Annotated in this window: 27 protein-coding genes; 2 read left to right on the top strand and 25 right to left on the bottom strand. The window is 63.6% G+C overall.

The annotated features are described in order from the left end of the window. Positions 1 to 35 precede the first annotated feature (35 nt). The 9 genes from trbG to trbB are packed head-to-tail and all read right to left on the bottom strand — an operon-like array spanning position 36 to position 8,207. Positions 36 to 1,004 carry a P-type conjugative transfer protein TrbG gene (gene trbG, locus PKE85_RS08205; RefSeq protein ID WP_271204345.1) on the bottom strand — a complete coding sequence of 323 codons (969 nt, stop codon included), beginning with the start codon at positions 1,002 to 1,004 and terminating at the stop codon, positions 36 to 38. Between the two features lie 11 nt (positions 1,005 to 1,015). Beyond that, positions 1,016 to 1,705: a conjugal transfer protein TrbF gene (trbF, locus tag PKE85_RS08210; protein ID WP_010395139.1), complete on the bottom strand. Its 690-nt coding sequence runs from the start codon at positions 1,703 to 1,705 to the stop codon at positions 1,016 to 1,018. Next, the gene (gene trbL, locus PKE85_RS08215; protein ID WP_003170520.1) at positions 1,702 to 3,060 is read right to left on the bottom strand and encodes a P-type conjugative transfer protein TrbL; all 1,359 of its coding nucleotides are present in this window, start codon (positions 3,058 to 3,060) and stop codon (positions 1,702 to 1,704) included. The genes trbF and trbL overlap by 4 nt, the downstream gene beginning before the upstream one ends. 3 nt (positions 3,061 to 3,063) lie before the next feature. Further along, positions 3,064 to 3,351 (bottom strand): putative entry exclusion protein TrbK-alt, encoded by a 288-nt coding sequence (trbK-alt, locus tag PKE85_RS08220; RefSeq protein ID WP_003170521.1) that lies wholly within the window; start codon positions 3,349 to 3,351, stop codon positions 3,064 to 3,066. A gap of 10 nt (positions 3,352 to 3,361) precedes the next feature. Further along, the gene (trbJ, locus tag PKE85_RS08225) at positions 3,362 to 4,141 is read right to left on the bottom strand and encodes a P-type conjugative transfer protein TrbJ (RefSeq protein WP_003170522.1); all 780 of its coding nucleotides are present in this window, start codon (positions 4,139 to 4,141) and stop codon (positions 3,362 to 3,364) included. Beyond that, positions 4,138 to 6,594, bottom strand: coding sequence for a conjugal transfer protein TrbE (trbE, locus tag PKE85_RS08230; RefSeq protein ID WP_062064762.1), 2,457 nt, complete (start codon positions 6,592 to 6,594; stop codon positions 4,138 to 4,140). The genes trbJ and trbE overlap by 4 nt, the downstream gene beginning before the upstream one ends. Positions 6,595 to 6,607: 13 nt before the next feature. Then, a complete protein-coding gene (locus tag PKE85_RS08235; RefSeq protein ID WP_003170524.1) occupies positions 6,608 to 6,889 on the bottom strand; it encodes a VirB3 family type IV secretion system protein in 282 nt (93 codons plus the stop codon). Continuing rightward, positions 6,889 to 7,221 (bottom strand): TrbC/VirB2 family type IV secretion system protein, encoded by a 333-nt coding sequence (locus PKE85_RS08240; RefSeq protein WP_003170525.1) that lies wholly within the window; start codon positions 7,219 to 7,221, stop codon positions 6,889 to 6,891. Before PKE85_RS08240 ends, PKE85_RS08235 begins: the two co-directional genes overlap by 1 nt. Beyond that, positions 7,218 to 8,207, bottom strand: a complete 990-nt coding sequence (gene trbB, locus PKE85_RS08245) for a P-type conjugative transfer ATPase TrbB (protein ID WP_003170526.1) — start codon at positions 8,205 to 8,207, stop codon at positions 7,218 to 7,220. The genes PKE85_RS08240 and trbB overlap by 4 nt, the downstream gene beginning before the upstream one ends. 331 nt (positions 8,208 to 8,538) lie before the next feature. On the opposite strand from trbB, the gene nhaA reads away from it, so the two are divergent. Together nhaA and PKE85_RS08255 are read left to right on the top strand one after the other, a co-directional pair. Then, on the top strand, positions 8,539 to 9,771 hold the full coding sequence (gene nhaA / locus PKE85_RS08250; protein WP_003170527.1) for a Na+/H+ antiporter NhaA: 1,233 nt from the start codon (positions 8,539 to 8,541) through the stop codon (positions 9,769 to 9,771). A gap of 45 nt (positions 9,772 to 9,816) precedes the next feature. After that, a complete protein-coding gene (locus tag PKE85_RS08255; RefSeq protein ID WP_003170528.1) occupies positions 9,817 to 11,061 on the top strand; it encodes a glycosyltransferase in 1,245 nt (414 codons plus the stop codon). A 42-nt stretch (positions 11,062 to 11,103) separates the two neighbouring features. On the opposite strand, the gene PKE85_RS08260 is transcribed toward PKE85_RS08255, so the two are convergent. From PKE85_RS08260 to PKE85_RS08335, 16 genes are all read right to left on the bottom strand, one after another. After that, positions 11,104 to 11,526: a CopG family transcriptional regulator gene (locus PKE85_RS08260; protein ID WP_003170529.1), complete on the bottom strand. Its 423-nt coding sequence runs from the start codon at positions 11,524 to 11,526 to the stop codon at positions 11,104 to 11,106. 3 nt (positions 11,527 to 11,529) lie between these two features. Beyond that, the gene (locus PKE85_RS08265; protein ID WP_062064760.1) at positions 11,530 to 13,521 is read right to left on the bottom strand and encodes a conjugal transfer protein TraG; all 1,992 of its coding nucleotides are present in this window, start codon (positions 13,519 to 13,521) and stop codon (positions 11,530 to 11,532) included. A 30-nt stretch (positions 13,522 to 13,551) separates the two neighbouring features. Beyond that, on the bottom strand, positions 13,552 to 15,315 hold the full coding sequence (locus tag PKE85_RS08270) for a relaxase/mobilization nuclease domain-containing protein (protein WP_035285838.1): 1,764 nt from the start codon (positions 15,313 to 15,315) through the stop codon (positions 13,552 to 13,554). A 250-nt stretch (positions 15,316 to 15,565) separates the two neighbouring features. Continuing rightward, entirely contained in the window at positions 15,566 to 16,351 is a 786-nt protein-coding gene (locus PKE85_RS08275) for a lytic transglycosylase domain-containing protein (RefSeq protein WP_153874703.1), read from the bottom strand. A 3-nt stretch (positions 16,352 to 16,354) separates the two neighbouring features. Then, on the bottom strand, positions 16,355 to 16,693 hold the full coding sequence (locus PKE85_RS08280; RefSeq protein WP_003167733.1) for a DUF736 domain-containing protein: 339 nt from the start codon (positions 16,691 to 16,693) through the stop codon (positions 16,355 to 16,357). A 68-nt stretch (positions 16,694 to 16,761) separates the two neighbouring features. Beyond that, complete coding sequence (locus PKE85_RS08285; RefSeq protein ID WP_428981333.1) at positions 16,762 to 17,286, bottom strand: S26 family signal peptidase; 525 nt, start codon at positions 17,284 to 17,286, stop codon at positions 16,762 to 16,764. A gap of 17 nt (positions 17,287 to 17,303) precedes the next feature. Beyond that, positions 17,304 to 17,825 carry a DUF2840 domain-containing protein gene (locus PKE85_RS08290; RefSeq protein WP_003167735.1) on the bottom strand — a complete coding sequence of 174 codons (522 nt, stop codon included), beginning with the start codon at positions 17,823 to 17,825 and terminating at the stop codon, positions 17,304 to 17,306. Further along, the gene (locus PKE85_RS08295) at positions 17,822 to 18,076 is read right to left on the bottom strand and encodes a hypothetical protein (RefSeq protein ID WP_062064758.1); all 255 of its coding nucleotides are present in this window, start codon (positions 18,074 to 18,076) and stop codon (positions 17,822 to 17,824) included. The genes PKE85_RS08290 and PKE85_RS08295 overlap by 4 nt, the downstream gene beginning before the upstream one ends. Then, complete coding sequence (gene parA / locus PKE85_RS08300) at positions 18,073 to 18,711, bottom strand: ParA family partition ATPase (protein ID WP_003167737.1); 639 nt, start codon at positions 18,709 to 18,711, stop codon at positions 18,073 to 18,075. The genes PKE85_RS08295 and parA overlap by 4 nt, the downstream gene beginning before the upstream one ends. Further along, positions 18,708 to 19,868, bottom strand: a complete 1,161-nt coding sequence (locus PKE85_RS08305) for a replication initiator protein A (protein WP_003167738.1) — start codon at positions 19,866 to 19,868, stop codon at positions 18,708 to 18,710. The genes parA and PKE85_RS08305 overlap by 4 nt, the downstream gene beginning before the upstream one ends. A 17-nt stretch (positions 19,869 to 19,885) precedes the next feature. Further along, positions 19,886 to 20,167, bottom strand: coding sequence for a helix-turn-helix transcriptional regulator (locus PKE85_RS08310; RefSeq protein ID WP_003167739.1), 282 nt, complete (start codon positions 20,165 to 20,167; stop codon positions 19,886 to 19,888). A 135-nt stretch (positions 20,168 to 20,302) separates the two neighbouring features. Next, entirely contained in the window at positions 20,303 to 20,920 is a 618-nt protein-coding gene (locus PKE85_RS08315) for a DUF2285 domain-containing protein (RefSeq protein ID WP_271204346.1), read from the bottom strand. Further along, on the bottom strand, positions 20,820 to 21,074 hold the full coding sequence (locus tag PKE85_RS08320) for a transcriptional regulator domain-containing protein (RefSeq protein ID WP_003167742.1): 255 nt from the start codon (positions 21,072 to 21,074) through the stop codon (positions 20,820 to 20,822). The genes PKE85_RS08315 and PKE85_RS08320 overlap by 101 nt, the downstream gene beginning before the upstream one ends. A 112-nt stretch (positions 21,075 to 21,186) precedes the next feature. Further along, the gene (locus tag PKE85_RS08325; protein WP_171218693.1) at positions 21,187 to 21,450 is read right to left on the bottom strand and encodes a DNA -binding domain-containing protein; all 264 of its coding nucleotides are present in this window, start codon (positions 21,448 to 21,450) and stop codon (positions 21,187 to 21,189) included. Positions 21,451 to 21,544: 94 nt separating this feature from the next. Next, positions 21,545 to 21,805 carry a helix-turn-helix domain-containing protein gene (locus PKE85_RS08330; protein WP_029371814.1) on the bottom strand — a complete coding sequence of 87 codons (261 nt, stop codon included), beginning with the start codon at positions 21,803 to 21,805 and terminating at the stop codon, positions 21,545 to 21,547. Between the two features lie 279 nt (positions 21,806 to 22,084). Continuing rightward, a complete protein-coding gene (locus tag PKE85_RS08335) occupies positions 22,085 to 22,486 on the bottom strand; it encodes a single-stranded DNA-binding protein (protein ID WP_003167746.1) in 402 nt (133 codons plus the stop codon). Positions 22,487 to 22,990: the final 504 nt, after the last annotated feature.

Here is a 22,990-nt window from a genome sequence, read left to right on the forward strand (position 1 = left end):
CGCCAGGCTATCATCGCGGTTATCTTCCTTGTTGCTCATGACGCTGGCCTCCCGTCGGTACGGACAATCCTGACGGTTTGCTGGCGGTCGCCGCTGCCGAGTCTCAACTCGGCCGCGCCGAAGAGGCGATCGACGATCAGGATGTGCTGGAAAATGCGGCTGTTGACGATCTGCGCTTCGCCATCGGAACCAATGACGAAGAGCGGCGGCATCTCGCCCTGCACGATGCCGCGCGGGAACTCGACATAGACCCGCCGCCCGTCATCATAGACCGACACGGGCCGCCAGGGCGGTGAATCACCGGTCAAGCCGTAGCGATAGTTGCGCGCCGAGGCGACGGGGATGACGGGCGTCGCCGGGACGCTCTGCCTCTGACCTGCGGGCGGCTGCGGGTAGGCCCAAGCGACGGCGGGCATATAGGGCGCTTCGCCGGAGCGCAGTTCGATCATGTAAACCCGCCGATCGGTCGTGATGACGAGGTTGGTCGTGATGTCAGCGCGACTTGGTTTGACGAGGATATGGACGCGACGGGTCGCGCCGCTGCCGCTTTCGGTATCGCCGATGATCCATCGTGCCGTGTCGCCAGCGGCGATGGGGCCGGCTCCGGTCAGGCTCTCCCCTGGCTCCAGCGCGATATTGGTGATCTGGCCGGGCGCGGCATAGACCTGATAGAGCGCGCCTTCGCTCCAGGGATAGATCTGGATCGAGTTGAAATAGCCTTCGCGGCGAGGCTGAACGCGGGCGGCCGAGTTGGCGTTCTGGACGCGTCCCTCCGGGGTGTTGGCGGCTGTCCCCCCTCTTGCCGGCGTCCATGCCGGAGGGACATGCAATGGCCTCGGCTGCGCGTCCGTGACGACTGCCGGCACGGCGGGCAGCGGCGGCACGTCCGAATCGTAACTGATTTGCGGCGGCCGATTGGTCGCGCAACCGGCAAGTACGGTCGCGGAAAGCAGAACGATCGCGAGGCCAGATCTGGATAAACCCTGAAACGCGGATTTGCTCATCGGAAGGCGGCTCATTGGCTCATCTCCCGCGACCAGTTGATGGCATTGACATAGATGCCCAGAGGATTGGCGCGGAGGCGTTCTGCGTCGCGCGGCGTCTGGATGACGATGGTCAGGATGGCGGTCCAGCGTTCCGTTCGGGCGAGCTGGCCGTTTTCATAATGACGCTCTGTCCAGGCGACACGGAAGCTGTCGGGGGAAGCCCGGATCACACTTGAGACTTCTACGGCGACTTGCTGGCGGCCGACCCGTGTGAAGGGGTCGTTGGAGCGGGCGTAGTCGTTCAGCGCTGCGGCGCCGCGATCAGTGGTCCATTCATAAGCGCGAAGCCAGTTCTGGCGAACGATGATGGCGTCAGACGGGATCGCGCGGGTCTGTTCGATGAAGCGAGCAAGGTGGAAAGCGATCTGAGGGTCGTTGGGCCGATAGTCCGCGGAGGCTGGCGCGACGGTTTGCGCTTGGCCGAGATTATCGACCTGCACGACCCAAGGCACGACGGTCCCGCGAGCTGACTGCCAGACCAGGGCTGCGGCAAACCCCGCAGTGAGAATCAGGCTGCCGAACGCCATGTAGCGCCAGTTCTTCGCCTGCACGCGGGCCGAGCCGATGCGTTCGTCCCAGACCTGAGCAGCCTTCTGATAAGGCGTCTCAGGCTCGGGTGTCTTGCCATAGTGGGTTGCGGGTCGTTTGAAGAGGCTCATGAGCGATCACTTTCAGAAAGGTTGACGGAAGAGCCGCCGCCATGGCTGTCGCCGGAGCGCACGGCGTGACCGGCCGCTGAGACGCCGTGGCTGAGGGCCTGGCTGCGTTTCATGCGCTTCGCCCAGTCAGGGGCTCCATCTCGCGGGGGGCTGGCGGAAGCAGCGGCAGCGTCGGCGCCGCCGATGGTCCCCATGGTCGAGGACCCGCCGGTGGCTCCGAAACCGGCCTTCGCGCCGTCCGCGAAGCTGGACTTGACGCTTTCGCCAGCTTTCGTTGCGGCGCGCTTGAGCGGCGATGCGGCAGCCGAACCTGCTGCGCGTGCGACGCCTCCGAGGCCCGAGGCCACGCCCGACGCGCCAGTCTGACCAAGAGAACCGAGACTGTAGGCCGACGATGCGGCGCCGGCAGCGGCAGCGCCACCACGCACGGCGGCGGCTCCACCGGACATGGCGGCGGCGCCGCCTTTGACGGCCAGACCCGCTGCACCACCTGCGGCCAGCGCCGCGCCGCCGACGGCAAGCCCCGTGCCCACAGCGGCGCCGGCGCCGAGCTGCGGACCGCCTGAGACGAGGCCGCTGGCGATGCCAGGACCGAAGATTCCCAGGCCGAGCAGCGAAAGCGCAGCGAGGACCACGGCCATGGCCTCGTCAATCGTAGGGGTCTCGCCGCCGAAGCCAGCGGTAAACTGGGAGAAGAGGGTCGATCCGATGCCGATGATGACGGCAAGCACCAGGACCTTGATGCCGGATGACACGACATTGCCCAGCACGCGTTCGGCCATGAAGGCGGTCTTGCCGAACAGCCCGAAGGGTATCAGCACAAAGCCCGCAAGCGTCGTCAGCTTGAACTCGATCAGCGTTACGAAGAGCTGCACGGCCAGGATGAAGAAGGCGAGAAGCACCAGAGCCCATGCGAACAGCAGGCAGGCGATCTGGATGAAGTTCTCGAAGAAGGCGATCCACCCCATCAGATCGGAAATGGATTCGAGCAATGGACGGGCGGCATCGAGGCCGGTCTGCGCCACCTTGCCGGGGCGCAAAAGATCCTGAACGGTGAAGCTGGTGCCCGAACCCTTCAGACCGAGGCCGGCGAAACTGTCGAAGACGATGTTCGCCAGATTGTTCCAGTTGCCGATGATGTAGGCGAAGACGCCGACGAAAAGTGTCTTCTTTACAAGGCGCGCGATGATGTCGTCGTCGGCTCCCCAGGACCAGAAGAGCGCGGCCAGCGTCACGTCGATGACGATGAGGGTTGTGGCGATGAAGGCGACTTCGCCGCCAAGCAGGCCGAAGCCGGAATCAATGTAGCGGGTGAAGGTCCCGAGGAATGTGTCGATGACGCCGGTGCCGCCCATGGATCACTGTCCTTGATTCTGAGGTGGGGCTGTGGGAGCCGGCGCACGGCCGAGGAAGCGGTCGCGGGTTTCGGCCCAGACGCGCATGCAGTCCGTATCGCTTGCGGCGCTCTGACCAAGCTGCTGGCACCGGCGTTGAGCCTCGCGCAGGGGATCTCGCACGGGGTCTGCGAGACGCGCGGGCTCCTCTGCGGGAGCTCCCTCCTTCCGGGTCATCTCGATCGCCGTCGCAGTGATCGCGATGGCGACGAAGACGACCGCGCCGAGCCGGGCCAGCAGCTTGCCATCCATGCTTGCGCCCTCAGTTGCCGTTGTTGAACATCTGGGCGTTGCCGGGCTGATAGCCGGAGCCAGGCGTCAGGAACCGGCGGCGTTGTTCGCGCCCCTGTTCGGCTGCGGCAGCCCTTTCTGCTTCGGTCAGCGCCCCGGCACGTCCATCGGCCGCGAGCAATGCGACAAGATCGGAGAGCTGCTGCGACTGGAGAGCGAGAAGCTGGTTGCCGGCCTGGGTCGCCTGGAGCGCGCCTGTCGCCCCCTGGCTTTGGCCGACCAGCGTCGAAACTTCGGCGCGGTTCGTGTCGATGTTGCCGACCACGCCGGCCTGGACGCGCATTGCGTCCTGCAGTCCGCCCACGGTGTTCTGCCAGCGTGAGCGTGCATCGGCGACGAGCTGTTGTTCCGTCGTCGACAGTGAGACATTGCCGTATTGTTGCTGAAAGGCCCGATCGATGCTCTGAACATCGAACGCGATGTTCTGAGCCTGGCTCAGAAGCTGTTGCGTGCGCTGAAAGCCCTGTTGAAGCTGCTGGAGCGAGGAATGCGGCAGGCTCGCGAGATTGCGCGCCTGATTGATGAGCATCTGCGCTTCATTCTGGAGCTGTGTGATCTGGTTGTTGATCTGCTCCAGCGTGCGCGCGGCAGTGAGCACGTTTTGCGCGTAATTGGACGGATCATAGACGATCCGTCCGAAGCCAAATTGAGCTTGCGCCGGAGAGATGAATATCGGCGACAGGGCGACGGGCATCGCCAGCATTGTCGCGGCCATGAATAGTGCGCGCGAGCGGGAACGATGGATGGTCATGACGTAGTCTCCTTGGGGGCTGGGGGAACGAGATTGGCGAGATCGGGGATAAGGTCGGCGGCCCAGTCGACGCCGCGCAGGCGCAGCCATGCGGGGAGGAACCCGTCTGGCCCATGCTCGGCGAAGATCCTGGCGATGGCCGTCTGATCGGTTTTGGAAGAAGCTGCGGTGAGCGCGAGGCCCACTTCGGAGAGGCCCAGGTCGAACAAGCGATTGCCTCGTCGCGACTGGCAGTAATAGTCCCGCTTCGGGGTGGCCCGCGCGAGGATCTCGATCTGCCGATCATTCAAGCCGAAGCGACGATAGATTGCGGTGATCTGGGGCTCGATCGCCCGCTCGTTAGGCAGCAGCAGCCGCGTCGGGCAGCTTTCGATGATGGCCGGCGCGATCGCCGAGCCATCAATGTCGCTGAGCGATTGGGTGGCGAAGATGACCGATGCGTTCTTCTTGCGAAGGGTCTTCAGCCATTCGCGGAGCTGACCTGCGAAGCCTTCGTCATCGAGGGCGAGCCAGCCTTCGTCGATGATCAGCAGTGTGGGCGATCCGTCGAGGCGGTCGCCGATGCGATGAAAGAGATAGGCGAGAACAGCGGGCGCTGAGCCTGTGCCGACAAGGCCCTCGATCTCGAACGCCTGCACCGCTGCATGCCCAAGATGCTCGTTCTCGGCATCAAGAAGCCGACCATAAGGCCCGCCGACGCAATAGGACCGCAAGGCTTGCTTGAGATCGTTCGATTGCAGCAGCACGCACAGGCCGGTGATGGTCCGTTCTTGGACAGGGGCGGAGGCGAGCGACGTTAAGGCGGACCAGAGGTGTTCCTTTACCTCTGGCGTGATCTGGATGCCTTCGCGCATGAGGATGGCGATGAGCCAGTCAGCGGCCCAGGCGCGTTCGGGCACGTCATGGACGCGCGCGAGAGGCTGAAGTGATACGGAAGACTCGGCGCCGTCCGTCAGATCACCGCCAAGGTCGTGCCAATCGCCGCCCATCGCCAATGCCGCGGCCCGAATGGAGCCGCCGAAGTCGAAGGCGAAAACCTGAGAATTTTCGTAGCGGCGGAATTGGAGCGCCATCAGCGCCAGCAGCACGGACTTGCCCGCACCAGTCGGACCGACGACGAGCGTATGGCCGACATCTCCGACATGAAGGGAAAACCGGAACGGGGTGCTTCCTTCGGTCTTGCCGAACAGCAAGGGGGGCGACCCGAAGTGCTCGTCCCGTTCCGGCCCCGCCCACACCGCTGAAAGCGGGATCATGTGGGCGAGATTGAGCGTGGAAATCGGCGGCTGCCGAACATTGGCGTAGACATTGCCCGGCAGCGAGCCGAGCCATGCGTCTACGGCGTTGATGGTCTCGGGCATGGCGGTGAAGTCGCGGCCCTGGACCACCTTCTCGACCAAACGCAGCTTTTCGTCAGCGATCCGCGGGTCTTTGTCCCAGACGGTGATGGTCGCCGTGACATAAGCCTGGCCGGCATAGTCGGCCCCTAGTTCCTGAAGTGCGAGATCGGCGTCTGCGGCCTTATTGGCTGCGTCGGTGTCAACGAGGGCGGACGCCTCGTTGGTCATGACCTCTTTCAGGATTGCGGCGATGGATTTGCGCTTGGCGAACCATTGCCGCCGGATCTTTGTCAGCAGCTTGGTGGCGTCGGTCTTGTCGAGCAGGATTGCCCGTGTCGACCAGCGATAGGGGAATGCAAGACGGTTCAGCTCGTCCAGGATTCCGGGTGTCGTCGCGGTGGGAAAGCCGACGATAGTGAGGATGCGCAGATCGGAATGTCCCAGACGCGGCTCAAGCCCGCCGGTAAGCGGCTGATCGGCGAGCAGCGCATCCAGATAGATCGGCGTTTCGGGGACCCGCACCCGATGACGGTTGGTTGAAACGCAGGAATGCAGATAGGTCAGCGTCTCGGCGTCATCGAGCCAGCCGCATTCCGGCATAAAGCCATCGAGCAGCGACAGCACCCGGTCGGTGCGATCGATGAAGCCGCGCAGGACCTCATGCGGATCGACGCCGTTTCGGTCGCGTCCCTCATAGAGCCATGCTTCAGTCCGCGCCGCATCTTCGGCCGGCGGGAGATAGGTGAAGGTGAGGAAGTAGCCGGAAATGAAATGGGCGCCGGCTTCCTCGAAGTCCGCCTTGCGCTCGGCATCGACCAAGGCCGACGCCGGATCGGGAAAACGGCTCTCGGGATAGGTCGAGGCTTCGTGCCGTTGCGCTTCAACGAAGATCGCCCAGCCGGAGCCGAGCCGACGGAAGGCGTTGTTGAGGCGTCCCGCGACCGCGACTAATTCGGCCGCAACGGCACTGTCGAGGTCAGGGCCGCGGAAGCGTGCGGTGCGCTGGAACGAACCGTCCTTGTTGAGGACGGCGCCCTGGCCCACCAGAGCCGCCCAAGGCAGGAAATCCGCCAGGCGGCTGGAAGTGCGGCGATATTCAGCGAGGTTCATCATGAGCGCTGCTCCTTCAGACCGACAGGTGGCCGGGGATGCGCAGATGCCTTCGGCCGACCTCGACGAAGAGCGGGTCGCGCTTGGCGGCCCAGACGGCGGCGAAGTGGCCGACAACCCAGATGGCCAGGCCGACAAGCCAGAGGCGCAGACCGAGGCCAACGGCTCCGGCCAAAGTGCCGTTCATGATGGCGATGGAGCGCGGTGCGCCGCCGAGCAGGATGTGCTCGGTTAGCGCCCGGTGGACCTGCACGGTGAAGCCCGGCACCTCGTCGAGCTGTTCCAGCCTCCCCGCCATCACACGAGCGCCCCGCCGCCGAACGAGAAGAAGGAGAGAAAGAAGCTGGATGCGGCGAACGCGATCGACAGACCGAACACGATCTGAATCAGACGGCGGAACCCGCCGGACGAGTCGCCGAAGGCCAGTGTGAGGCCGGTGACGATGATGATGATGACAGCGACGATCTTGGCGACCGGGCCCTCGATCGATTGCAGTATCGATTGAAGCGGCGCTTCCCAGGGCATGGACGAACCGGAAGCGTGAGCGGCGGGGGTGAGGATCAGGGTCGCATAGGTGACGGCTGCTGCTGCCGTGACATGGCGGCGGATGCGCCGGGCGTGACGGATCATGAGGGATCTCCTGTTGGGCTTGAGGCTGAGGTTGCGGGAGTGACGCGGTAGTCGCCGTCCGGGCCGAGGCCATCGACGCGCGCGAGTTCGGCGAGCCGGCGTTGCGAGCCACGACCAGCGAGGACAGCGACGAGGTCGATGGTCTCGGCGATCAGCGCCCTTGGGACGGTGACGACGGCTTCCTGGATGAGTTGCTCGAGGCGGCGCAGCGCACCGATCCCTGTGCCGGCATGGATGGTGCCGATGCCGCCCGGGTGACCGGTCCCCCAAGCCTTGAGCAGGTCGAGAGCTTCGGAGCCGCGGACCTCTCCGATCGGAATGCGGTCTGGTCGCAATCGCAGCGAGGACCGCACCAGATCCGACAAGGTGGCGACACCGTCTTTGGTGCGCATGGCGACGAGGTTGGGTGCGGAGCATTGCAGCTCGCGCGTGTCCTCGATGATGACGACGCGATCCGTGGTCTTGGAGACCTCGGCGAGCAACGCATTGGTGAGTGTGGTCTTGCCGGTCGAGGTGCCGCCGGCGACAAGGATGTTGGCCCGGGCGGCGACCGCCTCGCGCAGAGCCTCGGCCTGGTCCGCCGACATGATTCCGGCGGCCACATAGTCGTCGAGCGTGAAGACTGCGACGGCAGGTTTGCGGATCGCGAAAGCCGGCGCCGCAACAACTGGGGGCAACAGGCCCTCAAACCGCTCCCCCGTCTCGGGCAGTTCGGCCGACACCCGCGGATTGCCGGGATGGACCTCGGCGCCGACATGGTGCGCGACGAGTCGCACGATCCGTTCGCCATCTGCGGGCGCCAGCTGCTCGCCTGTGTCAGACAGGCCTTCGGACAGCCGGTCGATCCAGAGCCGGCCGTCAGGATTGAGCATCACCTCGACGATCGACGGATCTTCCAGAAACCGCGCGATGGCCGGTCCAAGGGCCGTGCGCAGCATGCGCGCGCCGCGCGTGATCGCTTCCGATTTCTGGTGAGATGCCGCCATGTCGTCCCCTTGCGGCCAGGGACCGTTCAGCCGGCCCTGGATCGGGGACGATTAAAAGAGCCCGAAGTTGGGCTGATTCAACAAGTCTTTGTCGGAGTAGTAGCGTGGCGTGCAAATACAGGAGAACGGCGGACAGTGCTTTACTGAAAAGCATGGGCGGTCAGGGAGTGGTTGCGACGCGAATCCAAAAAATGCGACGCAATCGACACGGTTTCGCTGGCGATGTCGGACGGTTTGAGTATGATAGGAACACCACGGCGTGTGCTGCGTGCGCCAGGGTCTCGCCCTCATACGGAGAAGAGAATAACTCTTACCCAGAGGACGCAGCCCTATGGCCTCAACGCAGCCTGTCAGCCCCAATCGCGGGCGTATCAATTCCACGCTTCGGCAGTTTCTCGACAATGAGGCCTCTGGCGGCATCATTCTCATGGGCGTTGCAGCGCTCGCCATTCTGACGGCGAATTCGCCACTCGCCGAGGGCTACTTCGCCGCACTACACGCCTATGTCGGTCCATTAAGCGTCCAGCACTGGATAAACGACGCGCTAATGGCCGTATTCTTTCTGCTGGTCGGGCTTGAGATCAAACGGGAGATGCTGGACGGGCAATTGTCCAGTTGGAGCCGAAGGCTACTTCCCGGCGCTGCGGCCGCGGGCGGAATGGCTGTTCCCGCATTGATCTATATTGCCTTCAATCTCGGCAACACGGCCGCCCTGCGCGGATGGGCGATCCCTGCCGCAACAGATATAGCTTTTGCACTCGGTGTGCTGTCGCTGCTCGGGCCAAAGGTCCCAGCGTCGTTGAAAATCTTCCTCGCGGCGCTCGCAATCATAGACGATCTCGGGGCCGTCATCGTGATTGCCCTGTTTTATACCGCCGATTTGAGTCTTCCCGCGTTAGCTGGTGCGGTGCTCGTTGTCGGTGCGCTGACTGTGATGAACAGGTCCGGCGTCATGCGCCTTTGGCCTTACCTGATTCTTGGTGCCGTGCTTTGGGTGCTGGTGCTGCGCTCAGGTATTCATGCCACCCTGGCCGGCGTCATACTGGCGTTGACCGTTCCTATCCGTCTCACACCCGGAACCCCGGAAGCCTCGCCGTCGGTTTCCCCTCTGCATCAGCTCGAACATTTTCTGCAAAAGCCAGTCGCCTTTCTGATCGTCCCGATTTTCGGCTTTGCTAATGCCGGGGTTTCCTTCGCGGGCGTGACGCCTGCGGTCTTGATCGAGCCGCTCACACTTGGCGTGGCGGCTGGTCTAGTTGTCGGGAAGCTGGTTGGGGTGTTCGGCACCGTAGCCATTCTGGTAAAAGCCCGGCTTGCCGATCTCCCTGCCGCCGCAAGCTGGGGACAGACGCTTGGCGTTGCGCTGCTGTGCGGAATAGGCTTCACGATGAGCCTGTTCATCGGCTTATTGGCGTTTGACGATCCTGCATTGCAGGACCGAGCCAAGTTCGGGATTTTGTTTGGTTCGCTGATCGCCGGATTGGCGGGTTACTTCATCCTGAGGATTTCTAATCGCAGGCAGGCCAGTTCCGCCTTGCCCACGTCGGTGGAGCGCAAATCGTAACACTCACTACGTTGCATCATCGGCGACCTTTACAGGGATAAGAGGATGCGTTTTTCCATCCATACGCTCGGCACGCGCGGCGACATTCAGCCTTATCTGGCGCTTTCTCGTGGACTCAAGGCGCGCGGGCACGAGTTGCTGATTGTTGCGCCTGCTCAATTCGCCGAGATGGCAGCGGCGGAAGGCGTTGCGTTTGCGCCTTTGCCAGCCGAGTTCCTAGAGCTCCTTGAAACCGCTGAAGCGAAAAAGGCTATCGGCAGCTCGGGCGCTGGTTTTGGAGCCGGCTTCAAGCTGCTGCGGTATTATCGCGAGATAGGCCGAAAGCTGCTTGATGCCGAGTGGGATGCCGCTCGTATGTTCGCTCCCGAAGCGATTTTATTCCACCCCAAGGCGCTCGGCGCACCCCATATCGCGGCGAAGCTCGGCATTCCACTCTTCCTCGCATCGCCGCTGTCGGGCTTCACCTACACGTCGGCTTTTCCAACACCTATCCTTCCGTTCGGTTCGCTTGGACCGCTCAATCGGGTAAGTCATGCGCTGATGATCCACGGCGGACGCATCCTGTTTGCAAAGACAATCCGGGCTTGGCGAGCTGAGGCGCTCGGGGCTTCTGCTCGCGGCAAAACGGCTCCGCTGAGTGGAACACTCTATGGTTACAGTCCGCATGTACTGCCGAAGCCGAAAGACTGGGGCGCAGACGTTGCAGTGACCGGCTATTGGTTCCTCGATACGCCGGATTGGAAGCCCGACGCGGAGCTTGCTGATTTCCTCGCGGCTGGCGATCCGCCGATCTATATCGGCTTCGGCAGCATCCCCGGTGTTGATCCGCAACGGCTGGCAAGTCTCGTGGTCGACGGTTTGAAGCGAGCGGGCAAGCGGGGGTTGCTCGCGACCGCGGGCGGTGCGCTCGGGCAGATCGAGCCGAGTCGGCATATCCATGTCATCTCGGGCGCTCCGCACGACCGGCTCCTTCCGCTTATGCACGCAACGCTACATCACGGCGGTGCTGGGACCACTGGCGCTGCTTTGCGTTCGGGCAACCCCACGGCCATTTGTCCATTTCTCGGTGATCAGCCCTTCTGGGCGCGTCTTGTCGTTGCTCTTGGGGTGGGGCCAAAGCCCCTCGTCAAGGATGCGATGACAGCCGAGGACCTGGCTTCCGCCTTTCTGGCGATGGACGATGTCGGCATGCGCGCCCGTGCCGCCGAAATTGGAACAGCTATCCGTGCCGAGGACGGGGTCGCGGCCGCCATCGACTTTATCGAGAGAAAGCTGAACCAAGCCAGATGACAGCAATGTGCTCAAAAGCCGTCGCTGCCACACCGCCACTCTTCAGCTCTCGCGTTGATCGTCCGAACCGATATCGTCGGGTATCTCACGCAAGAAGCTCTGACCCTGTTGGAGGCGCCGTCCGATCGTCTCGATAAACCCTTCGTAGCGTTCGCGGCCCTTCGCCTGCGCAGCTGAGTTGGCGTCGCCGGTCAGCGGCGGCGTGACCGACAGCCAGAAGCGAACGTATAGGGCAAGCGTCTCGGCCGTGATGCCGAGATCGCGTTCGATGCGGTGGATCTGCCTGGTCATGCGGTCGAGACGGCGTGTGAGGGCGGCTTCGCGCTTGTCTGCTCCATCAGGCGAAAGGAACGATGCGACCGCAGCCTCGACGATCGCCGAGCGCGAGATCTTCTTGCGGTCCGCGAGGTCGGCGATCTGGCGCAGCATCTCAGGCGGAAAGTACACATTCATGCGGTCGCGCATGGCTCAGAGCTCCATATTGTCGTTGGGGTCCATGGCGACCTGGCGGGCGATTCCAGTCATGTGGCGGCGAAGCGCTTGCCGTTGGCGCGCGGCGTCCTCGGGTTCGTCGTCGAGCAGAGCTTTGAACTCGTCGGCAGGGTTCGGATCGGTCGTTTCCTTGACGATGGCGACATGATCGGGAAGCTCGGGTTCTCGACGAAGGCCGCTATTGGCCGCGTCTTGCTCGGCCTTCTGGATCTCGGCGAGCAGCGCAGCGTCCGGCGCCTGCGGCTTCAGCTCTGTCCAGGCGTCCTTGCGCGTCGTGCGACTGGTTTGGGCCGGGTCCGGCGGGGGCAGTACGCGCTCGACGAAGCGCTTGTCCTCGAAGTAGCGCGCCTTGTTGGCCCGGATTGGCGGGGTCGCCGCCAACATGACGATTTCATCGTTGGGCGGAAGCTGCATGATCTCACCGGGGGTCAGCAGCGGACGCGCGGTTTCAGAGCGCGACACCATGAGATGACCGAGCCAGGGCGACAGACGGTGCCCGGCGTAGTTTTTCATCGCCTTCATTTCGGTGGCTGTGCCGAGCGCATCCGAGACGCGCTTTGCGGTGCGCTCGTCATTGGTCGCGAAGCTCACGCGGACATGGCAGTTGTCGAGGATCGAGTTATTGGCGCCGTAGGCCTTTTCGATCTGGTTGAGCGACTGGGCGATGAGGAAGGCTTTCATGCCGTAGCCGGCCATGAAGGCGAGCGCGCTTTCGAAGAAGTCGAGGCGGCCGAGAGCCGGAAACTCGTCGAGCATCATCAGCACGCGGTGCCGCCGGGCCTTGGTGTGCAGATCCTCGGTCAGGCGGCGACCGATCTGGTTGAGCACAAGCCGGATCAACGGCTTGGTGCGCGAGATGTCGGATGGCGGGACCACCAGGTAGAGGGTGGCCGGCCGCGCGTCCTCGATCAGGTCGGCGATGCGCCAGTCGCAGCGGCGTGTCACTTCAGCGACGACGGGATCGCGATACAGGCCTAAAAAGGACATGGCGGTGGACAGGACGCCGGAGCGCTCGTTGTCGGATTTGTTGAGCAGTTCGCGGGCCGTTGAAGCGATGACGGGGTGCGGGCCGGCCTCGCCGAGATGTGGCGTGGTCATCATCGCCGCCAGCGTGGTTTCGATCGGGCGCTTCGGGTCGGACAGGAAACCTGCGACGCCGGCGAGGGTCTTGTCCTTCTCGGCATAGAGGACGTGAAGGATGGCGCCGACCAGCAAAGAGTGACTGGTCTTCTCCCAGTGATTGCGTTTCTCCAGCGAACCCTCGGGGTCGACCAGGACGTCAGCGACGTTCTGAACGTCGCGCACCTCCCACTCGCCGCGCCGCACTTCGAGCAGAGGATTGTAGGCGGCCGATTTCGGATTGGTGGGGTCGAACAGCAGCACCCGACCGTGCTTCGATCGGAAGCCGGCGGTGAGCTGCCAGTTTTCGCCCTTGATGTCGTGGACGACGACGGAGCCCGGCCAGGTCAGCAGGGTTGGGACGACGAGGCCGACACCCTTGCCGGATCGGGTCGGAGCAAAACACAGAACATGCTCCGGTCCGTCGTGGCGAAGATAGTCACGATCGAGCTTACCAAGGACGACGCCGTCAGGGTTGAGCAGCCCCGCCGCCTTCACCTCCTGCGGCTTCGCCCATCGAGCCGAGCCATAGGTTTCGATGTTCTTCTGTTCGCGGGCGCGCCACACCGACATGCCGATGGCGACCGCGATGGCGATGAAGCCGCCTGATGCGGCGATGACGCCGCCCTTGGCGAACACGCCCGGCGCATATGCGTCGAAGAAGTACCACCACCAGAAGATCGCAGGGGGATAATAGATCGGCGTCCTGGCAAGCTCGAACCATGGTGTGCCGAGCTGGGCCTGATAGCCAAGTTGCCAGGCGACATATTGCGTCGCGCCCCAGGTGGTGAGGAGGATGATCAGAAAGACGGTGAGGATCTGGCCCCAGAGGATTTTGGTGGCGGACATTCGCCGGGTCCTTTCTTGCTGCTTGTGGTGCTAGAGGCCCAGGCCGCGCTGGCGGCCCAGGCTCCACTCGATGCCGCCATGCCCCTTGGCGACGCCGGCGATATGCTGGCCGAGCTTCTTTTCGAGCGGCGGTGTCCAGGGCACGAGCTGGAAGCCGAGCCCATTGTCGATCATGGCGAAGCGGCCCGAGGTGAGCGCGATACGCTGGCGATAGACACCGGCGACATGCTCGCCGGCCTGCGCTTTCTGGTACGGCAGTCCGTGTTCGCTCTGGAGCTTCGTGCCAACGGCATCGAGCTCGCGCTGCCGCAGCGTATTGAGGAGATCGCGTTGCAGCAGGATGCGTTGGCCATGCCGGTGGGCAAGGCCTTCATCGGCCAGATGCTCGGCGCGCGCCTGCATGGCGTCGCGCACCTCGGCGCCGAAGCCTCCCATCGACATGGGCATCGCCTCGCGCTCAACCAGGCGATGATCCAGCCAGGTCGCGCCCGGCGCCGTGATCTGGCGGTTGAGATCGAAATCCGATCGGTTGGCGAGCGCCAGCGTCGGCCGGGGATCGTCGGGGCCGCCGAAGCGACGTACCTCGACGATGCCGCCAATCGGGGGCGCATGCTCGAAGGCCTCGATCCCGCGGAAGCGGACATGGTGCGCGCGGCCGTCCGTGCCGTCGATCACGGCATAGGCTTCGCCGGTCAGCTCGTCATGCAGGCCGCGATCGACCAGGCGGCCAATAACGGGTGAACCCGCCCCGCCGCCGTCGATCGTGTAATCGCTGACGCCGCGATCCTGACCACGCTCGGTGAAGGCGCGGTGCATGGTCTTGATGATGTCGCCGCGAATGCCGAGATCGCGCAGTGTGCGTTCGGCCTGCAACCCGACGGTCCATTCCCCTGGAGCGCCTTGTGCCGCGAGCTCCATCCTTTCGAGATGCTGGAGTCTGCCGATCATCAGGCGGCGCAGCGAGGGATCGGTCTTGCCGTTCGCCTCGGGGCGCAGGTCGATAAAGCCGGTCTCGTCGGCGGCGATGCGGATTTCAACATCGAGCCGTGTCCAGCGCTCGGCGGTGACTTCCTTTTCCAGCGCGTTGCGGATTTCATGTTCGGGCTTGGGGCCGAGCTCGATGGAGACAAGATCCTCGGCGCGGGAGCGCAGGCCGCGGCTGATGTAATCGCGCGAGATGACCAGATCGGCGCCGGTCTCGTCGACGCCGCGCACAAGCAAATGCACATGTGGATTGTCGGTGTTCCAGTGATCGACGGCGACCCAGTCGAGCTTGGTGCCCAGATCCGATTCCATCTGATTGGCGAGGTCGCGGGTGAACTCTCGCAGATCGGTCATGTCCCCCGCGTCTTCGGGCGAGACGATGAATCGAAAATGATGCCGGTCATCCCTGCATCGGTCGGAGAAGGCGAGATCGTCGGCGCGCTCGTTCGTCGCGTCGAACAAGACCCCCTTCTCCCCGTCACGGCTGACGCCTTCGCGCTTCAGGTAGGACACATGAGCCGAGAGTGGCGCGGAGCGGAATGACTTGCCCTGATGGCGGACCACGCGCGCCTTGATGACGACACGGCGCAAAGCAGTGAATATGCGCGAACGGCTGAAGCTGGTTCGTCCACGCCCGAAGGTTGAATGACCACGGCCGGCGCTTCTCTTGGCGGTCTGCCCTTCGCCAGAGCTGTGCCCGGCCTTCTTCGAAGCCCTCAGCACTTGATTGATGAAGCTCTTGGACTTGGGTGCGCGCGTGGATTTGATGCGTCCTGGGCGGACGCGGAAATCGCTGTCGCCCTCGCTCATGGGAGGGCCCCCCGAGACGGCGCGAAGGCGCACAGTGCCGAAAACAGCGTTGAAATCGCTGGGTAAAACAGCAGTCGCGGCACGCGACCCGACCGACCGGCACGCCAAAAGCCAAGCCATGTCAATGGCTTGTGCGAATATGGCGAGGCCCTTTTATCTCGCCGTCCTGCTGTCGTTGCTCTCTGCTCCTCCCACCCTTCCGCACAACGCTCTCTGGAACACGCCAAGGTGCGCCATGATGCGAACCGGCTCATTGCGGGTCTCCATCGTCGGCACGGGCAACGAAAATGCTGCCGCTTTGCACAGAATTGGTGGGACCTTCGCCCGATGACGGCGCAGTCCGGGCGTCGTTTTCTTGCGGTTCGGATATCGTTTTGCGCGCATCCAGACCGTGGGCTGACGGCGTGACGAAGAGCGGAGCTCGCCGCCAAGCGTGCGGATCGGCGGCGGCAACAGCGACGGTCCCCGGTGCGGGTGGCGACAGGTTAGCCCCCCCGATCAATGGCGCGAGCGTGGCGACATAGGCGCGGGTTTCTGCCGGAAGGGGGCGGCCCGCGAGGTATTCCTCATAGCGTCCGGGTCCAGCGCTATAGGCTGCAAGAAAGCCCGGCGATCCGTAGCGATCGTACATTTCGCGCAGATAGGCCGTACCAGCGATGATGTTGTCGCGCGGGTCGAACGGATCGCGTCCAAGGCCATAACGGACGCGCAATTCCGCCCAGGTGGCGGGCATGACCTGCATCAGGCCCATTGCGCCCGCCGATGAGACGGCGCGCACGTCGTCGGCGCTTTCGACGCGGCGCACCGACCTGATCCAGTGTTCGGGAATGCCGAAACGCTGCGAGGCTTCGGTCACGAAGGCGGCGTGAGGATCGTGGATTGGCTGCGCGATCGACTGAGCGCTCTGCGCCAGTACAGCGAGCGGCGGCGCGGCGGAAACAGACAGGCCGGAAAGGAGGAAGAGGATGATGCACCGGGCAGCGCGAGGCCGCCCGGTTAACATCGGCGATGCGGGGTTCGTGCGAGCGATCCGCATGCGCTATTCCCGTTCGCCGCGCTTCTGAGGGCGGCTCCAGTGCAAAGACCAGGAGGTCGTATCAGCCCCGTTCTGGAACAGGCGGGCACGGATCGGCTGCGCAAAGCTGGGGTCGTCGATCAGCAGTGACAGATATTCGCCAGCCTTTTCGCTGGACTCCGTCCAAGCCGCGCCGATCTCCGGTGCGTTATCGTCCGCGCCGTGATGGACGCGGTAGCTCGGCGCGTTCTCGACGTCCGAAGGATCGACGGGAACGATGGTGATCTCGCGAAACAGGGTGAGCGTATGAATGCGGCCGGTGAAGCCAGATTCCTCGCGGGTGAACTCGCCGATTTGCGGCATGGCGGTTTCCTTTCAAGATGCGGTGGAGAAGGATTGGGCGAGCACTACGCCCGCCTCAGGCTGGGCGATCACCGCGTTGGCGCCCGCCATTCGAAGCGGCCGTGGCCGTCCTCGTCGGTCCACAAGGGAACCGCGCGGCCGATGACGGCGCTGGCCGGGATCGGGCCGAAATAGCGGCCGTCCAGACTGTCGGGAACGTCCCAGTTCATGAGGAAGATCTCGCCGTCCGCGACGATGCGGCAGCCCTGCCAATCGGGGAGCGGTCGGTCGATGCGGTCGCGTTGGAGTGCCGTTCCCATCGCGACGCCGTCGACACTGATCAGGACGCCGGAGCGGCAGACGGTCTGCCCGGGAAGGCCAAGGACCCGTTTCAGGAGCGGCGTGTCGCGCGGCAGGTATCCGCCATCGGCGAGGAAGCTCGCAATCGGTTCCGGCGCAGCGACGGCGACCAGATCGGTGACTTCGAGCCGCTTTGCAGGTTCGACCGAATAGAAACCGATCGGGGTGCTGGCCGAGGCATTCCAGATGAGTTTGGTGGGGGCGTCGATCCACGTCGTCACGGCGATCGCGCTGGACGCTACGAACGTCGCCATGGCCCATTTGAGGTCGGTCATGGCGCGATCCTCCGACGCTTAAGCCACGCCTGGTGCTGATCGCGCGAGTAGCGGCGTGCGTCCTGGCCGGCGCTCAGTCGGTTGTGTACATGCCGCCAATAGTCTGGCGCGGCTTCGGCCGGATCGAGCGAAAGGGCCTCGATCGCGTCGATGAGCTGCAGCACGCGTTCAACCTTCGGCCAGCTTTCGATCTTGAGCAGGATGTCGCCGCCGGGGCGTACAAAGGGCAGCGTCTGATAGGCTTCGCCGGGCGTGATGGCGCGCACGATATCGATGCGCGAGATGATCGTGCCGAAGTCGTTGGACGCCCACCGGACGAAGGCGAAAGTCGTGCCGGGCCTGAAGGAGAGGACGCGGCGGCGGCGATCAAGGATCGTCTCCTGCACGTCTTGACCGAACCTGATCCAGTATTCGATCTGCTTTTCCACCCATGTCAGCTCGACGTGGGTGAGACGGTCGGTTTGAAAAGACGACGGCATCGAGCCGCCGCGCATGCGGGGGGCCGCGATGCCGGTCATGACGGGTCTCCTGGCGATTGGGGGAATTCGCGCGCGAGCAATTCGCGAAGCATGTCGGCGACGGTGACGCCGCGTTGAAAGGCGGCGATCTTGATGCGACCGCGCACCTCCGGCGTAACGTCGATGGTCAGCCTTGCGGTGAAGCCCGTGCTGGAAGCTGGACCGGGCGACCCCGGTTCAGCGGACTTGATCCAGTCGTCTGGATTGGAAGGCCGGGCGACGAAGCCGCGCCGGGCGCTGGCTTTGGTCATGGCGCCAACCTCCCGACTTCCGCAGTCAGGGCGGCGATCTCGCGCGCGGCCGCGCTATTGTCGTCGGCCTCAAAAACGAGGCGCCCGGACTGTGCTAGGTCGGCGAAGGCGACACGCTGGCCGATCGTCGCCGACAGCAGGGGCGGATCGTGGTCGGCCAATGTCTCGGCGGTCTCGCGGGCGATGACGGTGCGTGCAGCGCAGCGGTTGAGTACGAAGCGGGCCATGAGTTGCGGCCGATAGATTCGGGCCTCTGCGAGCAGCGCCAGCATTTCGGCCGAGGCCCAGCCATCGAGCGGTGACGGCTGCACAGGGATCAGGACAAGATCGGCGGCGAGCAGCGCCGAACGCATAAGACCTGCAACGCGCGGTGGTCCGTCGATGACGATGTGATCGGCGTCACGCGCGAGCTCGGGCGCTTCGCGATGAAGTGTGTCGCGCGCCAAGCCGATGACGCCGAACAGGCGAGGCAGGCCCTCGCGGGTGCGTTGCTGCGACCAGTCGAGCGCCGATCCCTGTGGGTCGGCATCGATCAGGGTGATGCGCTTGCCTTCACGCGCCCATTGACCGGAAAGATGCAGCGCGAGCGTCGTTTTGCCGACGCCGCCTTTCTGATTGAGAAGCGCGACGATCATTTCGCGCCTCCAGGCTCGTCGCCGAAGGTGCGATGCGCGTGGCCGGAAGAGCGGTCCGTACAGGCGGAGCTACGAAGAGCCTGATCGGTTACATGCGCTTGAAGTGATGGCTTTTTGGCCTGGTTCGGCCGCCTTCCGGCGATGTTTTCCACATCGCGCGCGCGCTCTAAGAAGTTAGATTCTTGGTTAGACTCTAAGTTAAGGGCGCGATTTCGCTTTTTGTTTCCAGAGCTTACACCCTGTTTCGGTTCCCGATAGCACGAGCCTCCGGTTCCCGATAGCACGATAGGTCGGGTTCCTGATAGCACGAGGCCGTCCACAGGTTGTCCACAGGCCGCCGATGGTTCAAAAGCAAGCAGCAACCGGCCGCCGACTTCGACCTCAAGGAACAGCGAGTAGCCGGGCAATGGCTGGCGGCGAATGATGTCGCGCAGCTCGAACGCGAAGCGCTTGAATGGCGAAAGACTGCCGGATTTCTGATGCAGGTGGCGGAAGTCGAAGCGCCAGCCATTGCGTTGTTTGCCGCCATGCTTGCGCACAATGCGGTAGAGCCAGCGGTCGAGGCCTCCAGTGAGACCGAAATAGTCCCGGTCGATGGTCAGGACGAGCGCATCGTCGAGAACGGCGCGGTAGAACCAGTCCGGCACGATCAGCTCGATGCCGGCGGGACGCCCATGGCGATCGGTGCGCTCCTGCCATTCATTGATCCAGGAGAAACGGTGGCGGCGGCCTTCGGCCGCTTGCCGTATCGAGGTTGCGACCGTGGTCGACTGCAGCCGGTCGAGGGCAGCCTTGAGGCGCTGATAATCGCGCATCGATACGCCGCGGCCGATGAAATTGAGGATCTCGTAGGGGGTGGCGGCCATCAGGCGCGAAGTGCGAAGACCTTTGTCGCGCGCTTCGACGATCTGGCTCGCCGCCCAGATGAGGATGTCGGCATCCCAGATTGTGGCCATGCCATGATCGGGAACCGCCTCGACGCGGATGCTCACGTCGCCGGCGACGAAATCGATCGGCGCGGTGCGGTGTGACTTGGAGAGGGAGAAGAACGGATAGGCCATGAGGTCCTGCGCGTCGCGGGGCGCGAAATCGCCAGGGAGCGCGTGGAACAGATCGAGTTGTCCGCGCTCCGGAGATGGGCGATGCCGCGTCGTCATTGAAAAGACCGCGCGGATCAGCGGGCGTGACGGCCGGCATGGGATGCCGGTGCGGGCTCATGGCGTTTCGCGGGCAGCACGCTGCCCCGCGGATCGGAGGTGGACGTCACGGCGCCGCGTTCAGCCCATGCCTCAAGCTCATTGACGGAATAGACGACGCGCCCGCCAAGCTTGCGATAGGCCGGCCCGGTGCCGTAGGTCCGGTGCTTTTCGAGAGTACGGGCCGAGAGACTGAGGAATTCTGCGGCTTCCTTGGTGCGGAGGAAGCGCGGCGGCAGGGTCGCGAGATTGGCGTTCATGGTGGCCTCCGTGGCTTTCGTTGGAGCCGCTGGCGATCAGCGGCGAACGAAGGCCACGGTGGCGAAGAAGAATAGCGAAGGGGGAGTGCGAACTTGGGGGGGCCTAATTCGCACACCTTGCCCTAGTAGCGCAGGTTACGAACGACGGCGGTGACGAAGAAGCTTGCGGTAACCGCCGTCGATCATCGCGAAGCCGTCCTTGACCAGATCGAGGACAGCGTCCCGGAGCGCGGACGTTTTCCATGGGTCGCTGGCAACGCGTTCAACGCCGAAAATCGCTTCGGCGATCTCGCGATAGTCGGCATTGTGCAAACGGCCGTCAGCGGCGCGGAGCATGTTTTTGAGACGACGGCGCTGCTGCGCCGTCATCCGGCTGTCCTGTGACACAGGCAGGCCGTGAAGGCTTCGCCAGAGTCTGATCAGTGACTGGACACGATCCAGGCTGTGGGCGTCGAGCGGAATGATGGCGGCGATGGACTGCGTCGGCTCGAGACCCGCTCTCGCGACAAGGTGCAGGCGACCGCTTCCGGTGAGAACCGATATATGCAGTCCTTCCTCTGAACTGCGGCTGATTTCCGAGCGAATATCCTCGAAAATGCGAGGGCTGACCTGCTCAATTTCCGGGGCGGGTCCGATATGGACTACGCTGGTGTCAGCTTCCGGCGTCCAGAAAACCGGTTGTTCGAGTGCATTCAGGCTGGGCCTGGCGGGGAAATCGGAGACCCCAGCGACCGCCGATCGCTTCGGTCTCAGGCCCGAGTTCGGAGGCCGTGCGGATGGAGTTTGCGTAGTCGCGCTGGTAATCGAGATTGCGCCGAAGGCACTCCCACGCCAGTGCATTCACATCTGCCCGATCGAGATAGTCGTATGTAGTTGATGATCGCCATTCTCTTGTATCGGGCGTCATTTAATCCTCCCCGTTCAGCGAATACGCGTACAGAGCGAATTGATTCCGGGGATTCTATTTCTTGGGAAGGTTGCAAGGCGCAACAGGCGTTGCACTTGAGACAACACGGGATCTAATGAGGCCGGCCGCGCCTGAGCTGCCGGTAGCCATGCTCGGTCATCCAGTGTGCGCGAGCCAGATGGCTGTCGTGGACGCGGCGAGCGCGGTCCGGCTCAGTCCTTGGACAGATGCCGAAAAGAACCTCGGCCGCTTCCCGCCAGTCTGCTCCATCTGCCTCTGCGTCCAGCAGACGAGCATAGAGTTTGATGTGCTGTCGGTCATATTCGGTGAGCGACAGCATGGAAGGGGCTTCGTCGAGGAAATCAATTGTGGTCATTAGTCGGCACGTGACACTCTGGGATGGCGGTTGCTATTCTTAAGCACCATTACAGCGCGACGATGACAAGCGGGAGGCGGTAGAAGGGTGGGAATTACCGGACTCTGCTGCGTTCGGCTGCTTCGTGCACATCGACAAGCATAACCCCTTCGTTGCGGCCCGATCTGATGAAGGCGATTCCTTCGGCCTCAAGCGCTCTGCGGACCTGGTCGCTGGTGCTTTCATACACACGCAGTTCAGCGGCCGACTCCATGCGCTTGAGCGCCGTCAGCGAAACCTTGGCCTTGTCAGCGAGCATCTCCTGTGTCCAACCCAGTAATGCGCGCGCGGCCCGTGTTTGTCGGGAAGTGATCATGCATGATCACCTCCCACCGTGCGTCAACGTCACGCCAGAACTACGGCTATTATAGACGGAGTTGGAGTGGAAAGCGACCCAGAATCGGTGTTCCTAGAGATTTGACGTCTGGTCAGCGGCGGGGGCGATTCGGGCAGTGCTGGGTTCTCTCCAAGCCAAGGCGAGCAGGAGAGATTGTTCGAGGCTTATCGTGCTGCCGGGAGACGACGACCCATGCCAGGAACGCCAGACAATTAGGAAATCCCGGCGGCTTGCGCCGCCGGGCTCCCGGTATCCCGCTCAGAACGGGATGTCATCGTCGTCGATGAACTTGCCGTCTTCGTTCTGGGTCTGCTTTGCCCGGCTGAGGAAGTCCACCGTCTCGGCGATGATCTCGCAGCCGTAGCGCTCAACGCCCTGCTGATCGGTCCACTTGGTGTAGTGGATGCGGCCGCGAACCAGAACCTTCATGCCCTTCTCGCAATGCTGCTGGATCGTCTTACCGAGGCCGTTGAAGGCGGTGATCCGGTGCCATTCGGTGTCCTGGACGCGATAGCCGTCCTTGTCTCGGACAACCTTGCCTTCCGAGTAGCGGGGGCGCGAGGTGGCCAGCGTGAAGTGGGTGATCGAGGTGCCGCTCTGGGTGTTGCGGGTTTCGGGGTCCTGGCCGATGTTGCCGGCAAGAATGACGATGTTCTGCATTGTAAGTCTCCGTTGCTTCTCGAAGGGACCATCCCTCCGACGAGACCCGGCCAAGGCCGTCGGGAGACGCCAGCAAGTGCCGCCTTGGCGGCACCTCGCCCTTAAGGCCCGGAGTGGAGCGGGCAGCCGCGCTTGCGCGGCAACACGGTCCGGAGCCGCGGGGGTTGCGGTCGGAAACCGAACGGACTTAGGGGATCAGTCAGTCGGAGGGATTGGCGCCTCGGAAAGCTCACACCGGGGACGCACAGCAGAACCGTTCGTCCTTCCCGGCAACGAGGGCACTACAGGCCCCGATATGAAACCCGCATCAGAGCGGGGTGCGCGCCGCCGGGATCGCCGTCACGAGCCGCAGCACGCCGCCAGTCGGAAGGCGAGCCGGGACCAGGACGAAACGGCTATTGGGCTCGAGGATGTATGGCGTTGTTCCACCCCGTCGGCCGAAGGTGCGATCTAGTGAATTGCAGGGCTGGAGAGCATGAAGGTGTTCGCGGACGCCACGACACG

Source organism: Methylopila jiangsuensis, assembly GCF_027922305.1.
Lineage (GTDB): Bacteria > Pseudomonadota > Alphaproteobacteria > Rhizobiales > Methylopilaceae > Methylopila > Methylopila jiangsuensis.

Coding starts and splice junctions, on each gene's coding strand:
- trbG (WP_271204345.1), bottom strand. CDS start 1,004: ATGAGCAAATCCGCGTTTCAGGGTTTATCCAGATCTGGCCTCGCGATC.
- trbF (WP_010395139.1), bottom strand. CDS start 1,705: ATGAGCCTCTTCAAACGACCCGCAACCCACTATGGCAAGACACCCGAG.
- trbL (WP_003170520.1), bottom strand. CDS start 3,060: ATGGGCGGCACCGGCGTCATCGACACATTCCTCGGGACCTTCACCCGC.
- trbK-alt (WP_003170521.1), bottom strand. CDS start 3,351: ATGGATGGCAAGCTGCTGGCCCGGCTCGGCGCGGTCGTCTTCGTCGCC.
- trbJ (WP_003170522.1), bottom strand. CDS start 4,141: ATGACCATCCATCGTTCCCGCTCGCGCGCACTATTCATGGCCGCGACA.
- trbE (WP_062064762.1), bottom strand. CDS start 6,594: ATGATGAACCTCGCTGAATATCGCCGCACTTCCAGCCGCCTGGCGGAT.
- PKE85_RS08235 (WP_003170524.1), bottom strand. CDS start 6,889: ATGGCGGGGAGGCTGGAACAGCTCGACGAGGTGCCGGGCTTCACCGTG.
- PKE85_RS08240 (WP_003170525.1), bottom strand. CDS start 7,221: ATGATCCGTCACGCCCGGCGCATCCGCCGCCATGTCACGGCAGCAGCA.
- trbB (WP_003170526.1), bottom strand. CDS start 8,207: ATGGCGGCATCTCACCAGAAATCGGAAGCGATCACGCGCGGCGCGCGC.
- nhaA (WP_003170527.1), top strand. CDS start 8,539: ATGGCCTCAACGCAGCCTGTCAGCCCCAATCGCGGGCGTATCAATTCC.
- PKE85_RS08255 (WP_003170528.1), top strand. CDS start 9,817: ATGCGTTTTTCCATCCATACGCTCGGCACGCGCGGCGACATTCAGCCT.
- PKE85_RS08260 (WP_003170529.1), bottom strand. CDS start 11,526: ATGCGCGACCGCATGAATGTGTACTTTCCGCCTGAGATGCTGCGCCAG.
- PKE85_RS08265 (WP_062064760.1), bottom strand. CDS start 13,521: ATGTCCGCCACCAAAATCCTCTGGGGCCAGATCCTCACCGTCTTTCTG.
- PKE85_RS08270 (WP_035285838.1), bottom strand. CDS start 15,315: ATGAGCGAGGGCGACAGCGATTTCCGCGTCCGCCCAGGACGCATCAAA.
- PKE85_RS08275 (WP_153874703.1), bottom strand. CDS start 16,351: ATGCGGATCGCTCGCACGAACCCCGCATCGCCGATGTTAACCGGGCGG.
- PKE85_RS08280 (WP_003167733.1), bottom strand. CDS start 16,693: ATGCCGCAAATCGGCGAGTTCACCCGCGAGGAATCTGGCTTCACCGGC.
- PKE85_RS08285 (WP_428981333.1), bottom strand. CDS start 17,286: ATGGCGACGTTCGTAGCGTCCAGCGCGATCGCCGTGACGACGTGGATC.
- PKE85_RS08290 (WP_003167735.1), bottom strand. CDS start 17,825: ATGACCGGCATCGCGGCCCCCCGCATGCGCGGCGGCTCGATGCCGTCG.
- PKE85_RS08295 (WP_062064758.1), bottom strand. CDS start 18,076: ATGACCAAAGCCAGCGCCCGGCGCGGCTTCGTCGCCCGGCCTTCCAAT.
- parA (WP_003167737.1), bottom strand. CDS start 18,711: ATGATCGTCGCGCTTCTCAATCAGAAAGGCGGCGTCGGCAAAACGACG.
- PKE85_RS08305 (WP_003167738.1), bottom strand. CDS start 19,868: ATGACGACGCGGCATCGCCCATCTCCGGAGCGCGGACAACTCGATCTG.
- PKE85_RS08310 (WP_003167739.1), bottom strand. CDS start 20,167: ATGAACGCCAATCTCGCGACCCTGCCGCCGCGCTTCCTCCGCACCAAG.
- PKE85_RS08320 (WP_003167742.1), bottom strand. CDS start 21,074: ATGACGCCCGATACAAGAGAATGGCGATCATCAACTACATACGACTAT.
- PKE85_RS08325 (WP_171218693.1), bottom strand. CDS start 21,450: ATGACCACAATTGATTTCCTCGACGAAGCCCCTTCCATGCTGTCGCTC.
- PKE85_RS08330 (WP_029371814.1), bottom strand. CDS start 21,805: ATGATCACTTCCCGACAAACACGGGCCGCGCGCGCATTACTGGGTTGG.
- PKE85_RS08335 (WP_003167746.1), bottom strand. CDS start 22,486: ATGCAGAACATCGTCATTCTTGCCGGCAACATCGGCCAGGACCCCGAA.